Here is a 13369-nt window from a genome sequence, read left to right on the forward strand (position 1 = left end):
GGACGTACCCTGGGCTCCCGTGACACTGCACCCCATCCGCCTGCTCGGCGACCCGGTCCTGCGCACTCCCGCCCTGCCGGTGACCTCCTTCGATGCCACCCTGCGGTCCCTGGTCCGGGACCTGCTCGACACCCTGACCGGCGAGCCCGGCCGGGCCGGGGTCGCCGCCCCGCAGATCGGCGTGGGCCTGCGGGTCTTCGTCTTCGCCGCCGGCGGGCAGCTCGGGCACCTGGTGAATCCGCAGATCACGGCCCGTTCCGGGGTCCAGGACGGCGACGAGGGCTGCCTGTCGATCCCGGGCCTGGCGTTCCCGACGCCCCGGGCGATGACGGTGACCGCGACCGGGTTCGACGAGCACGGCGAGCCGCTCACGGTGACCGGTTCGGGCCTGCTCGCCCGGGCGTTGCAGCACGAGACCGACCATCTCGACGGCGTGCTGTACGTGGACACGCTCACCGGCGACACCCGCCGGCAGGCGCTGCGGGCCGTCAGGTCCCAGTTCCGGCCGGGTCAGCCGCCACGTCGGTCGTGATGAAACTGGGATGTGCCAGGCGCAGGAAGTCGTGGTGGGCGACCTCCCACCCGTAGGCGCCGGTGTTGGCGAACAGCAGCACGTCCCCGGCCCGCACTCGGGTCACGTGGGCGTCGCGGGCCAGCACGTCGCGGGGGTTGCACTGCTCCCCCGCGACCGTCACCCGGTCGTCCACGATTTCCGGGCGTTCGAAGTCGTACGGCCACCCCTGCACCGGCAGCACCGTGAACGGGTGGCTGTACCCCCACGACGCCGGCAGCCGGAAGTGGTGCGTGCCCCCGCGGATCACCACGAACCAGGTGCCGTGGCTGCGTTTGACGTCGACGACCTCGGCCGCGTACCAGCCGGCCGGCGCGGCGACGAACCGTCCCGGCTCGACGACCAGCTCGTGATCATCACCGAGGGCCGGATCGCGCAGCTGCCGGTGCAGCGTGGCCAGGTCGAACTCGGCCCCGCCGGTGACGTCGACGCCGAAGCCGCCGCCGACGTTCACCCACGGCCGGCGGATGCCGAGCGCGGCCGCGGCGGGGCGGGCCCACGCGACGCAGCCGCGGATGTACGCGGCGTGCGCGGCGGCGTCGAGGTTGTTCGACACGGCGTGCAGGTGGAACCCGAGCAGCTGATGCCCGTCCCGCCCGGCGATCCCGGCGGCGGCGGCGAGGTCGGTCTCCGGCATCCCGAACTGGGTCGCCGTCCCGGTCATCCGGTGCGTGCCCGGCAGCGCCGCGTGGCCGCGGTTGACCCGCAGGCAGATCCGCGCCGGCCCGGCGACCGCGCCCAGGCGGCGCAGCTCGTGCAGGCTCTCCACGTTGACGACGGCGTTGCCGGCGACGGCGGCGCGCAGGTCGTCGTCGGTCTTCGCCGGCCCGCTGAAGATCGTCAGCTGGTGCCGCCCGGCCGCGGCCAGCTCTCCCCCGGACGCGACCTCGACGCCGTCGCCCGCCCGGGCCGCCGCCTGCACCACCGCCGGGTGACCGTTCGCCTTCATCGCGTACACGATCGTGGTCCCCGTCGGCAGCGCCGCGCGCAACGCCGCCACCCGGTCACGGACCGTCGGCAGGTCGTACACGTAGGCGGGCCGCGCGGCGGCGAGGACCGCCCGGGCGACACGTGGGCCAGCTGACACCGCACTCCGTTCGTGGCAGGCCGGTACGCACAGTAGGCTTCCCGCGATGCGCCTCATCGACGCCCGCGACCCGATCGCGTTGTGGCAGTACGCGGAACGGTATCTCGGCGTCGGGACCCGCACGTACAGCCCCTACGCCGCGGACCTGGACATCGCCGACGCGTACCACCCGCAGCGGGGCGCGGCGACGTTCGAGGTCCCGACGTTCCGGGTCCCGCCGTCCGCCGGCGTGTTCCGCACGGCCGGGCACCCCTCGCCGCTGCCGGCGCTGTACACCGGCGGCGACGGTTTCCTGCTGCCCGTGCACCCGAACGCCCTCGACGCCCCCGACCTCGCCGGCGCCGGTGTCCTCGCCCGCCTCGCCCGGGGCCCGTCGCTGACGGTCGTGCCGTCGGCGAACGCCCGCACGGTCTTCGTCACCGCGATCGGCGGCCGCCCGGTCGAGCCGCACTTCGTGAAGCTGCACTACCCGCGCCGCCTGTCCCGGTTCACCCGCCGCCTGCGCCGCCCGGTGATCGAGCTGCAGCTGTGGGTCTCCGACGAGCTGCTGCAGGCCGGCACCCCGGTCCTGCCGGAGGTCGGCGGCGGCTGGTTCGGCCCGCACCCGACCCTCGACGACGGGTTCGCCGACGACCAGGACGCCTGGGGTTTCCTCATCCGCGCCGCCCGCCCCGCCGTGGCCGCCCCGGCGTGGACGGTCCCGCTGTTCGCCCTGTACGGCCGGGACCTGCACGCCCCCGCCGACCCGCCGCTGCTCGAGCAGCTCGTCGACGCCTTCGGCGAGGACCCGGCGACGTTCGTCGCCACCCGCGTCGTGGCCCCGATGGTCCGCATGTGGTGCGCCACCGCCGCCGCGACCGGCTGCCCCCTGGAAACCCACGGCCAGAACACCCTGTTCGCCTTCGACAGCCGGGCAAAACGGACAAAGGTGTTGTACCGGGACTGTGCGATCTACGTCGACAGCGCCCTGCGCGCGGCCCGCGGCCTGCCCGGCGGCCTCCCACCGGCGAACGTCATCCCCCGCGACGTCCCCCTCGCCGCCGACGAGGTGTTCAGCCTCACGTACGACAGCTTCATGGGCCACCACGCCCTGTCGTACATCGCCGCCCTCGCCCGCACCACGTGGGGCATCCCGGAGGCAGTCCTGCACGACGCCGCCCGGGCCGCCTTCACCACCCCGGCCCTGCTGCCCGACACCGTCTTCTACTACGACAACGTCCTCTACGACAACGGCGACTGGAAGCTCGTCGACACCGGCGAACCCCCGTCCTGGCGCTGACCCGCCACGCGGCACCCGCCACCCGGCGGCGCCGGGACCGCGGTGCGGCGGCACGGCACCACCCGGCCGCACCCAGTAGGGTCGGACGGTGATCGTCGTGCACGGCCTGGTGACCCCGGACGGACGGCTCGCCTGCTGGGCCGAGACCACCGACGCGCCGATCCTGCACCCCTCCCACACCCGCGCGGCCGAGCACCCGGCCCCGGCGCGAACCGCCGCCCGCCCAGCCGCCGGCGAACCGCCGTCCCGGCACCCGTTCGCCGTGCTCCCGCCCCTGCCGGGCGACGTCTCGACCGCCGACCTGCTCCTGCCGTCCACCCCGGCCCGCCCGGCGGCGTCACCGGAGCTCACCGAGCACCTCCCGGCGGGCCGCGGCACCCGGCCGCTGGCCACCCGGCACCAGGCCCGCTGGACCGTCCCGATCGTCGTGCTGTCCCCGGCGGCCGACGTCGAGGCCCTCCTCGCCGCGGCCACCGACACCCGCCCGGGCTCCTCCATCGGGTACCTCGCCGACCTGGCCACGTTCGCCACGAGCCTCGTCGACCGCGGCCGGGTCGTGCCGGCCCTGCCCCTTCCCGGATCGCGCGCCGACCCGGGTTCGGCGCCGATCGCCGGCCCGGCGGCGACGGCCCGGTGGCGCCCGGTCCTGTGGGGCGCCGACGCCGCCACGTACGACACCCTCCGCCGGACCATGCCCGGCGTCTTCGCCGCCGCCGCCACCCACCGCCCGCCCGCCGAGGCCCCCGAGGCGGCCCTGGACACGACCGTCGACCTGCTGGTCCGCGCCCGCCTGCGCCACCACCCCCTGCTCGCTGACGGCCACGTCCGCCACGACACCGTCGTCCGCGCCTGGCTCCACGCCCTCACGTCCGCCGACCCGCACCTGCGCACGGCACCCGCCGAAGCCCCGCTCCCGGCGCAGCCCGGCCTGCGGCGACCCGCCGGGCAGGACGACCCCACCCCGGCGGCGTCGGCCCTGATCGGCGAGGGCCCGGAGGTCGACCGGCTGCGGGAGGTGCTCGAACGCTGGGCCGGCAGCGGCCGTCCCGCCCCGGTCCGCACCTGCTTCCGCCTCACCTACGTCGAGGACCCCGAGGACGACGCCCCCGAGGACGACACCCCGGCCGGGGACACCTCCCCGGCCGCCGCGCCCCTGCCGCCCACCGCCAGCGACCGAGCCGCAGCCGGAGACCTCCCGACCGCCACGGAAACCCTCCGCAGCGCGGACGACAGCTCCCGGACCACGGACAGCGCCGATGCCGCGGACAGCGCCCCGACCTCGGCCGATGCCCACGCCGCGGCCGGTGCGCCCGCGACCGGGCCGAGCCCACACGCGGGCCGCATGGCTGGCAGCGGCGTGGCGGCCCGGACAGCGGACACCCACCGGGCGCCGGGCCCCACCGCGACGAGCCCCACCGCCGGGCGGGCCTCGGCCGCCACCCGCGGCCACAGGGCCGGCGACATCCCGGACCGGGCGGAGGCCGGGGCCGGCGCCGGCCGGGGGGTCGCGGGCGGCCGGGCCGGCGCGGGCGAGGGCGGCTACTGGCTGGTGGAGTTCCTGCTGCAGCCGGCCGGCGAGCCGGGCCTGCTCGTCCCCGCCGCCGACGTATGGCGGGACGCGGCGACGCCGCTGTTTCGGTGGGTGGACTATCCGCAGGAGGTGCTGCTCGCCGACCTGGGCCGGGCGAGCCGGCTGTGGCCGGAGCTCGACGAGGCGCTGTGGGTGCCGCGGCCGGAGTCGCTGCGGCTGGACACGGCCGGGGCGTTCCGGTTCCTGCAGCACGCCACGCTGCTGCACGACGCCGGGTTCGGGGTGCTGCTGCCGGCGCAGTGGCAGCGGCGGCAGGACCTGGGGCTGACGCTGACGGTCCGGACCCGCCAGCCGGCGGCGCCGGTGCTGCGGGACACGACCGCGAACCGGGCCGCGATCGTCGCCTACCGGTGGGGGCTGGCGATCGGCGACGAGTTCCTCTCCGAGGCCGACCTGGCCGAGCTGGCCCGGGCGAAGGTGCCGCTGGTCAGGCTGCGGGGCCGCTGGGTGCACCTGGACCCGGAGCGGCTCGCGGCGGGGCTGTCGTTCCTGGCCCGCGGCGGCGGGGGTGAGATGACCGCGGGTGAGGCGATGCGCCTGACCCGGCTCATCCCGGACGGGGACCTGCCGCTGCCGGTCACCGGCGTCGACGGCTCCGGCTGGCTCGCCGACCTGCTCACCGGCCGGGCCGTGGAACGCCTGGAGCTGCTGGAGCAGCCGGCGTCGCTCACCGCGACGCTGCGCCCCTACCAGCGGCGGGGCCTGTCGTGGCTGGCGTTCCTCGACCACCTCGGGGTGGGTGCGCTGCTCGCCGACGACATGGGCCTGGGCAAGACGATCCAGGTCCTGGCGTTGGAGGCGCGGCTGCGGGAGCAGGGGCCGCGGCCGCCGACGCTGATCGTGTGCCCGCTGTCGGTGCTGGGCAACTGGCGGCGGGAGATCGCCCGGTTCACGCCGGGCCTGACCGTCGCCGTGCATCACGGCTCGGCCCGGGCGGGCCGCGACGGCAGCACCGACCCGGCGGGGCTGGCCGGAGTGGACCTGGTCCTCACCACCTACCAGGTCGCGACCCGCGACGCCGACACCCTCGCCGCGGTCTCGTGGGACCGGGTCGTGCTCGACGAGGCCCAGCACGTGAAGAACGCGGCCGGGGTCACGGCCCGGGCGGTGCGACGGCTGCCGGCCCGGCACCGGGTGGCGCTGACCGGCACCCCGGTCGAGAACCGGCTCACCGAGCTGTGGTCGATCGCCGACTTCCTCAACCCGGGCCTGCTCGGCGAGGCGTCGATCTTCCGGGCCCGCTACTCGGTGCCCGTCGAACGGTGGGGCGACGAGCAGGCCGCGGCCCGGCTGCGCCGCGTCACCCGGCCGTTCCTGCTGCGGCGGGTGAAGACGGACCGGGCGGTGATCGCCGACCTGCCGGAGAAGTTCGAACGCCGCCAGTACTGCAACCTCACCCTGGAACAGGCGACGCTCTACAAGGCCGTCGTCGACGAACTGTTCGTGAAGCTGCGGGAGGGCCGGGCCGGCCCGCAGCGCAAGGGCCTGGTCCTGTCGGCGATGACGAAACTCAAGCAGGTGTGCAACCACCCGGCGCACCTGATGGGCGACGGCACGCCGCTGCCGGGCCGCTCCGGCAAGCTCACCCGCCTGGAGGAGATCCTCGCCGCGGCCCTCGCCGCCGGCGACCGGGCGCTGGTGTTCACCCAGTTCGCCCGGTTCGGGCATCTGCTCGTCCCGCACCTGGCGCAGCGGCTCGGCACCGGCGTCGAGTTCCTCCACGGCGGCACCCCGAAGGGCGCCCGGGACCGGATGGTGGACCGGTTCCAGGGCGGGGCCGGGCCGGGGGTGCTGCTGGTGTCGCTGAAGGCGGGCGGCACCGGGCTGAACCTGACCGCCGCGAACCACGTCGTGCACGTCGACCGGTGGTGGAACCCGGCCGCGGAGGCGCAGGCCACCGACCGGGCGTTCCGCATCGGGCAGCGCCGCGACGTGCAGGTCCACACGTTCGTGTGCATCGGCACGATCGAGGAGCGGGTCGAGCACATCATGGCGTCGAAGCGGGCCCTGTCCGGGGTCGCGGTCGGCTCCGGCGAGGGCTGGCTCACCGGCCTGTCCACCGACGACCTGCTCGACCTCGTCACCCTGTCGCCGGAGGCGGTCGCGGATGCCTGAGCGCAGCTGGGCGAACCAGTTCATCGTCATGCTCGAATCGTTGCGGATGGGTACGACGTTTTCGCAGGGCCGCCGCTACGCCCGCGCCGGGCAGGTACGTTCCGTCACCATCTCCACCAGTATCGTGACGGCGCTGGTCGTCGACGACGACGGCGACACGTACCGGGCCCGGATCGGGGTGAAGGCGTTCACCGCCGCCGACTGGGCGCGCATCGAACGGGCCCTGGCCGGGGAGGCGATCCACGCCGCGAAGCTCCTCGCCGGGCACCTGCCCGACGACCTCGACACGATCCTCGCCGGGTTCGGGCTGTCACTGCTGCCGCAGAACCTGTCCGACATCGTCCTGGACTGCTCCTGCCCCGGCTGGCAGAAGCCGTGCCGGCACCTGACCGCCGCCTGCTACGTCCTGGCGGAGGAGTTCGACGCCGACCCGTTCGCCGTCCTCGCCTGGCGCGGCCGCGGCCGCGACGAACTCCTCGAGGCGCTGCGCGCCCACCGCGTCTCCGCGCTGGGCCACATCGCCCGCCACCAGCACCCGGCGGCCCGAGCAGACCCCGGACACGACGACCCGGGCGCCGGCACGTTCTGGACCGCCGGCCCCCGCACCAGCCCACCGCCGCCGTCGGTCCCCGGCTCCGTCCACCGCGGCGACGCCATCCTCGACCAGCTCGACCAGCTGCCCCTCACCGCCGGCCGGTTCGACGTCACCGACCTGCTCCGCGGCGCCTACCGCACCTTCACCGACCGTGACCCGGGGTTGCCGGGCCGCCACCCCCGCCGGTAACGTCGGACCGAGCGGCGCTCACAGCGGCCGCGGTCAGGGCCGAGAGGCGCTGCGACGGACCCCGGTTTCGGGCGGTCCGCCACGCTCGGCCGATCACTGACCTCCCTTGACCCAAGGGCGCCTCCTGTCACCGGGAGGTGACCACAGGTATGTCCCAAAACCTGACGCCGGCGCAGCACACCGCCGCCACCCACCCCTACCTGCAGACGCGCAACGGCATCGAGTTCGCCGTCGCCGACCTGTCCCTGGCCGCGGCCGGCCGCACCCAGATCCGCCTCGCCGAGCACGAGATGCCCGGCCTCATGGCCACCCGCCGCGAGTACGCCGCCGCCCAGCCGCTGCGCGGCGCCCGCATCGCCGGCAGCCTCCACATGACCGTGCAGACCGCCGTGCTCATCGAGACCCTCGTCGCGCTCGGCGCGCAGGTCCGCTGGGTGTCGTGCAACATCTTCTCCACCCAGGACGAGGCCGCCGCCGCGGTCGTCGCCGGCCCCACCGGCACCCCCGAGCAGCCGCAGGGCACCCCGGTGTTCGCCTGGAAAGGCGAGACGCTGCAGGAGTACTGGTGGTGCACCGACCGGCTGCTGCAGTTCCCCGGCCCCGACGGGCAGACCCTCGGCCCGAACATGATCGTCGACGACGGCGGCGACGCCACCCTGCTCATCCACAAGGGCGCCGAGTTCGAAACCGCCGGCCGGGTGCCGCAGCCCGCACCCGGCGACGACCCGGAGTACACCATCATCCTGGAAACCCTGGCGGCCAGCCTGCGGCGCGACCCGCAGCGGTTCACCCGCATCGCCGCCGGCGTCCGCGGCGTCACCGAGGAGACCACCAACGGCGTGAAGCGGCTGTACAAGCTCGCCGACGCCGGTGAGCTGCTGTTCCCGGCCATCAACGTCAACGACTCCGTCACGAAGTCGAAGTTCGACAACACGTACGGTATCCGCCACTCTCTCCTCGACGGCCTGAACCGGGCCACCGACGTCATGCTCGCCGGGAAACTCGCCGTCGTCTGCGGCTACGGCGACGTCGGCAAGGGCGCCGCGGAGGCCCTGCGCGGCATGGGCGCCCGCGTCGTCGTCACCGAGATCGACCCGATCTGCGCCCTGCAGGCCGCCATGCACGGCCTGCCCGTCGTCCGTCTCGACGACGTCGTCGACACCGCCGACGTGGTCATCACCGCCACCGGCAACAAGGGCATCATCACCGCCGCCCAGCTCGCCCGGCTCAAGCACAACGCGATCGTCGGCAACGTCGGCCACTTCGACAACGAGATCGACATGGCCGGCCTGGCCCGCACCCCCGGGATCACCAAAACCGAGATCAAACCCCAGGTCCACGCGTGGACGTTCCCCGGCGGCCGGTCCATCATCGTGCTGTCCGAAGGCCGCCTGCTCAACCTCGGCAACGCCACCGGCCACCCGAGCTTCGTCATGTCGAACTCGTTCACCAACCAGACGATCGCCCAGATCGAGCTGTACACGAAGCCCGACGCGTACACCCGCCAGGTGTACCGGCTGCCGAAACACCTCGACGAGAAGGTCGCCGCCCTGCACCTCGACGCCCTCGGCGTCCGCCTCACCGAACTGACCAAGGAGCAGGCCGAGTACATCGGCGTCGACGTCGCCGGCCCCTACAAACCCGACCACTACCGGTACTGACCGTCGCTTCCCGGCCGGCCCGCCCCTGGGCCGGCCGGGACCCGGCCGATGAATCGGCGGCGCCCCGCTCGTCACAGCACCTGACAACGCATCGCGACGAAAGGGCGAACACCGATGGCGACCATCCTGTACTCGGCCACCATGTCCCTGGACGGCTACATCGCCGGCCCCGGCGGCGACATGGGCTGGCTCACCCCGCACCTGGGCCCCAACCCGCTCGTCGACGAGCTCATCCCCCGCATCGGCGCGCTCGTCGTCGGCAACCGCACCTTCGGCGGCGACGACCCCCACAAGGGCACCGACCGGGCCGGGAAGCCCTTCGGCGGCGGCTGGGACGGCCCCCAGTTCGTCGTCACCCACCACCCCCGCCCCTCCGGCGACGGCATCACCTTCGTCCCCGACGTGCCCACCGCCCTGCGTGAAGCCCGGGCCGCCGCCGGCGACGGCTACGTCAACATCCTCGGCGCCGACATCGCCCGCCAATGCCTGCACGCCGGCGAGGTCGACGAGATCCTCGTCTGCGTCGCCCCCGTCCTGCTCGGCGGCGGCACCCCCCTGTTCGCCGAACCCGGCACCATCGGCATGCAGCAGCTGCACGTCAGCCACACCCCGCACGCCGTCAACATCTGGATGCGGATCACCAGCCGGTAATCCACTCGCCGGCCACCCCGCACCCGGCGTACAACTCCCCGGGTGCTGACGATCTTGCGTAAGCCGTACGCGGCCGGGCTCGCCGCCGCGAACCTCCTCGTACGGCTCGCCGGCGGCGCCGTCGCGCTCGCCCTGGTCCTGCACGCCCAGGCCGGCCGCGGCTCCCTCACCGCCGCCGGCATCATCGCCGGCGCCTACGCCGCCGGCACCGCCTGCGGCGCCCCCGTCACCGGCCGGCTCGTCGACCGCCTCGGCGCCACCCGCGTCCTGCTCACCGCCGCGGCCGTCCACGCCGCCGCGCTGCTGGCCGTCGCCGGGCTCCCGCACGCACCCCTCGCCGCGGCCGAGGACCTCGCCGCGCTCGCCGGCGGGGCCCGCCCACCGGTCGCCGCCTGGATGCGCGGCATCTGGGCCGCCATCCTCGACACCGACGAGCAGCGCCGCGCCTCGTACCGCCTCGAAAGCGCCCTCCTCGAGATCGGCTTCATCGCCGGCCCGCTCGTCGCCGGCCTCCTCGCGGCTCTCGGCCGCCCCGCCCTCGGCCTCGCCCTCGCCGCCGTCACCACCGCCGCGGCCACCACCGTGTTCGCGCTGCTCCCACCCGCCCGCCACGCCGCGGCACCACCACCCGCCGGCACGGCGCGGCCGCGCCGGGACCTGCTCGGCGCGCTGCGCTCACCCACCATCCGCACCCTCGTCGCGTCCCGCACCGCCCTCGGCGTCACCCTCGGGGCGCTGCAGGTCGCCGCCGCCGGGTTCGCCGCCGCCCAGGCCCGACCCGGATACGCCGGTGTCCTGCTCGGCGCGTCGGCCCTCGGCAGCCTCGCCGGCAGCGCCGCACCCCGGCTGCCGCCGGCGGCACTCACCGGCGTCATGTGCGCCGGGCTCCTGCCGCTGCTGCTGCCCGCCGGCCCCGCCTGGCAGGCCGTGCTCTTCGCCGTGGCCGGGCTGCCCGTCGCGCCGCTCAACGCCCAGTCCTACGACATCACCGAACAGGCCGCGCCACCAGGGACCCGCACGGAGGCCCGGACCTGGACCAGTACCGCCACGATGGCAGGCAGCGCCCTCGGCGCCGCCGTCGCCGGCACCGCCGTCGAACACACCACCGCGCACGCGGCGATCGCCGTGGCCGTCGCCGGCGCGGCAGCCGCGCTGCTGCTCGACACCACCACCGGCATCGCGCGGCGCTGACGGTCAGTGCCGCTGCCACACCTCGGCGTCGGCGGTCCACCGCAGCGAGATCACCGCCTGCAGCAGCAGCCCACCCGTCAACGACGGCGTCAGGTACAGCTCGTCGGCCAGCGACCGGATGATGTGCAACCCGCGGCCGTGCTCATCCAGCACCGGCTCGCCCGGCATCTCCGCGTCGGCGGCGGGCCCGGCCGGCGCCGGGGACACCGGGGCCAGCAGCGACGCGTCGACCAGCGACCCCGCGTTGACCACGTGCAGGACGCACCGCTCCCCCGACACCTCGATCACGATCTCGTAGTCGTCGATCTCCAGGGCGTGCTCGATGACATTCGCGCACGCCTCCGTCAAGATCAAACCCACGTCGTCGCGGCACCCATCCGCCACACCCAACGTCCGCAAAGCCTGATCCAGCAGGCGGCGCACCAACGGCACCGTCGCCGCATCACGCGGCAAATGCAGCACCAGACGCAACGCGATCGACAACCGTCACCACCCATCCGGACAAGCCCGCAACCACCCGATCCAGCGAACCTACCCGCACACCACGATCCCCACCCCAGGTGGGTGAGGGTCGGACGCCGACAAACGGGCAACCGACACCCGTGCGCCGCACCAGCTGGATCCTCGCCCTGGCCCTCGCCGCCGGCTACATCGACGGCCTCGCCCTGCTCTACCTCGGCGGGATCTTCGCCAGCGTCGTCACCGGCAACCTCGTCCTCATCGGCGTCGCCGCCGCCACCGACCCCCACCACCTCGCCGACCCCGCCATCCGCGCCGCCCTCGCCACCACCGTCTACACCACCACCGTCTGGGCCGCCCGCCGCCTACCCCCAGGCCGCTGCCTCGTCGCCGCGACCGCCGCCCTCTGCACCCTCGCCGGCGGCTGGGCCATCACCCACCACGACCCCCACGGCCTCGTCCAACTCCCCCTCCTCACCCTCGCCACCATCGCCGTCGCCCTCCAAGCCGCCGCCCAGCACGACACCGACCAACCCACCACCTACCTCACCGGCACCCTCACCCGCCTCGCCCAAGGCCGCGCCCGCCTCACCACCGACGCACCAACCCTCATCGCCATCCCCACCGGCGCCGGCGCCGCCGCACTCCTCCTCGACCACGCACCCTGGCTAGGACCACTCCCCGCCGTCGCGCTCCTCGCCACCGCCAGCGTCATCCACGCCACACCCCCACGACCACCCCGCACACCAGAACCCGCCCCCCAACGCCACGCCGCCTACACCCCGTAACATCACCACCATGGGGATGGTGCACACCGTCGGGCTGGTCCTCCACCCGCGCCGCGACTCCAAACCGGCCATCGACGCCATCATCGACTGGGCCCGCGCCCGCCAAGCCACCGTCCTCGGCCTCCCCGACGAAGTCGGCCGCATCGACTGCACCGCCGTCGCCGTCGACGCCGACGAACTCGTCGGCCGCGCCAACCTCGTCGTCAGCCTCGGCGGCGACGGCACCATGCTGCGCAGCATGCGACTCCTCGCCGGCAAACCCACCCCAGTCCTCGGCGTCAACCTCGGCCGCCTCGGCTTCCTCGCCGAAGTCAGCGTCGAGGAACTCCCCGAAGCCCTCACCGCCATCGACGCACACCGCTTCACCGTCGAACCCCGCATGGCCGTGCGCACCCAGCTCCCCGACGGCACCGACGTCACCGCCTTCAACGACATCGCCCTCGTCCGCACCCCCGGACACGGCCTCGCCGCCATCGCCATCTCCATGCAGGGCTACCCGTTCGTCCGCTACTCCGCCGACGCCCTCATCGTCGCCACCAGCACCGGATCCACCGCCTACAGCTTCTCCGCCGGCGGCCCCATCGTCTCCCCCACCGTCGAAGGCATCCTCGTCGTCCCCGCCGCCGCCCACTCCGCCTTCAACCGCGCCCTCGTCCTGTCACCCAACGAAGACCTCGACCTCGAACTCCTGCCCAGCAGCGGCCCACTCGTCGTCGAAGTCGACGGCGAAGTCCTCGGCGAACTCCGCCCCGGCGACACCCTCACCGTCTCCGCCGCACCCGCCGCAGCCAAAGTCGTCCGCCTCGGCTACACCACCTTCTACGAACGCGCCCGCCGCAAACTCCAGGTCAACGGCAGCCTCGAAGTCGAACTCCCACTCTGAGGCGGCGCAACCGCACTACGAATGCGAATGCTCGGGCAACCCCGGCACCCGCAACAACGCCTCATCCTCGTAACACCACACCCAGTCCTCACCGGGCTCGAACGACTGCACCAACGGATGCCCCGCACCGTGGAAATGCGCCGTCGCATGCTTCGCCGGCGACGAATCACAACACCCCACATGCCCACACGTCAGGCACAACCGCAGGTGCACCCACTGCCCGCCCACCGCCAGACAGTCCTCACAACCATCCGCCGACGGCTCCACCGCACCGATCGCATCAAGATGCGCACACGCGTTACTCACCAC

General features: G+C 74.4%; 12 protein-coding genes. 9 read left to right on the top strand and 3 right to left on the bottom strand.

Translation table 11 applies throughout. The annotated features are described in order from the left end of the window. The first annotated feature begins 19 nt into the window (after positions 1-19). Positions 20-532 (top strand): peptide deformylase, encoded by a 513-nt coding sequence (gene def / locus ABD352_RS47870; protein WP_344619299.1) that lies wholly within the window; start codon positions 20-22, stop codon positions 530-532. Here def and ABD352_RS47875 read toward each other — a convergent pair. After that, a complete protein-coding gene (locus tag ABD352_RS47875; protein WP_344619300.1) occupies positions 489-1658 on the bottom strand; it encodes an alanine racemase in 1170 nt (389 codons plus the stop codon). The genes def and ABD352_RS47875 overlap by 44 nt on opposite strands. Before the next feature lie 46 nt (positions 1659-1704). Between ABD352_RS47875 and ABD352_RS47880 the strand changes: the two genes are divergently transcribed. The 6 genes from ABD352_RS47880 (at position 1705) to ABD352_RS47905 (ending at position 10930) form a co-directional block, all read left to right on the top strand. After that, positions 1705-2937 (top strand): ferric iron reductase, encoded by a 1233-nt coding sequence (locus tag ABD352_RS47880; protein ID WP_344619301.1) that lies wholly within the window; start codon positions 1705-1707, stop codon positions 2935-2937. 88 nt (positions 2938-3025) lie between these two features. After that, entirely contained in the window at positions 3026-6643 is a 3618-nt protein-coding gene (locus tag ABD352_RS47885) for an SNF2-related protein (RefSeq protein ID WP_344619302.1), read from the top strand. Then, the gene (locus ABD352_RS47890; RefSeq protein WP_344619303.1) at positions 6636-7427 is read left to right on the top strand and encodes an SWIM zinc finger family protein; all 792 of its coding nucleotides are present in this window, start codon (positions 6636-6638) and stop codon (positions 7425-7427) included. Before ABD352_RS47885 ends, ABD352_RS47890 begins: the two co-directional genes overlap by 8 nt. 149 nt (positions 7428-7576) lie before the next feature. Further along, positions 7577-9088 carry an adenosylhomocysteinase gene (gene ahcY / locus ABD352_RS47895; RefSeq protein ID WP_344619304.1) on the top strand — a complete coding sequence of 504 codons (1512 nt, stop codon included), beginning with the start codon at positions 7577-7579 and terminating at the stop codon, positions 9086-9088. A gap of 114 nt (positions 9089-9202) precedes the next feature. After that, on the top strand, positions 9203-9739 hold the full coding sequence (locus ABD352_RS47900; RefSeq protein ID WP_344619305.1) for a dihydrofolate reductase family protein: 537 nt from the start codon (positions 9203-9205) through the stop codon (positions 9737-9739). A gap of 42 nt (positions 9740-9781) precedes the next feature. Then, positions 9782-10930 carry an MFS transporter gene (locus tag ABD352_RS47905; RefSeq protein WP_344619306.1) on the top strand — a complete coding sequence of 383 codons (1149 nt, stop codon included), beginning with the start codon at positions 9782-9784 and terminating at the stop codon, positions 10928-10930. Between the two features lie 3 nt (positions 10931-10933). Here ABD352_RS47905 and ABD352_RS47910 read toward each other — a convergent pair whose 3' ends face one another. Next, the gene (locus tag ABD352_RS47910) at positions 10934-11392 is read right to left on the bottom strand and encodes an ATP-binding protein (protein ID WP_344619342.1); all 459 of its coding nucleotides are present in this window, start codon (positions 11390-11392) and stop codon (positions 10934-10936) included. A gap of 140 nt (positions 11393-11532) precedes the next feature. Here ABD352_RS47910 and ABD352_RS47915 point away from each other — a divergent pair, with 140 nt between their 5' ends. Together ABD352_RS47915 and ABD352_RS47920 are read left to right on the top strand one after the other, a co-directional pair. Further along, a complete protein-coding gene (locus ABD352_RS47915; protein ID WP_344619307.1) occupies positions 11533-12177 on the top strand; it encodes a YoaK family protein in 645 nt (214 codons plus the stop codon). A gap of 10 nt (positions 12178-12187) precedes the next feature. Then, positions 12188-13060 (top strand): NAD(+)/NADH kinase, encoded by an 873-nt coding sequence (locus tag ABD352_RS47920; protein ID WP_344619308.1) that lies wholly within the window; start codon positions 12188-12190, stop codon positions 13058-13060. A 15-nt stretch (positions 13061-13075) separates the two neighbouring features. Here ABD352_RS47920 and ABD352_RS47925 read toward each other — a convergent pair whose 3' ends face one another. Next, complete coding sequence (locus ABD352_RS47925) at positions 13076-13369, bottom strand: UBP-type zinc finger domain-containing protein (RefSeq protein WP_344619309.1); 294 nt, start codon at positions 13367-13369, stop codon at positions 13076-13078.

Origin of the sequence: Dactylosporangium salmoneum (assembly GCF_039532525.1) — a bacterium.
GTDB lineage: Bacteria > Actinomycetota > Actinomycetes > Mycobacteriales > Micromonosporaceae > Dactylosporangium > Dactylosporangium salmoneum.

Coding starts and splice junctions, on each gene's coding strand:
- ABD352_RS47880 (WP_344619301.1), top strand. CDS start 1,705: ATGCGCCTCATCGACGCCCGCGACCCGATCGCGTTGTGGCAGTACGCG.
- ABD352_RS47890 (WP_344619303.1), top strand. CDS start 6,636: ATGCCTGAGCGCAGCTGGGCGAACCAGTTCATCGTCATGCTCGAATCG.
- ahcY (WP_344619304.1), top strand. CDS start 7,577: ATGTCCCAAAACCTGACGCCGGCGCAGCACACCGCCGCCACCCACCCC.
- ABD352_RS47900 (WP_344619305.1), top strand. CDS start 9,203: ATGGCGACCATCCTGTACTCGGCCACCATGTCCCTGGACGGCTACATC.
- ABD352_RS47920 (WP_344619308.1), top strand. CDS start 12,188: ATGGGGATGGTGCACACCGTCGGGCTGGTCCTCCACCCGCGCCGCGAC.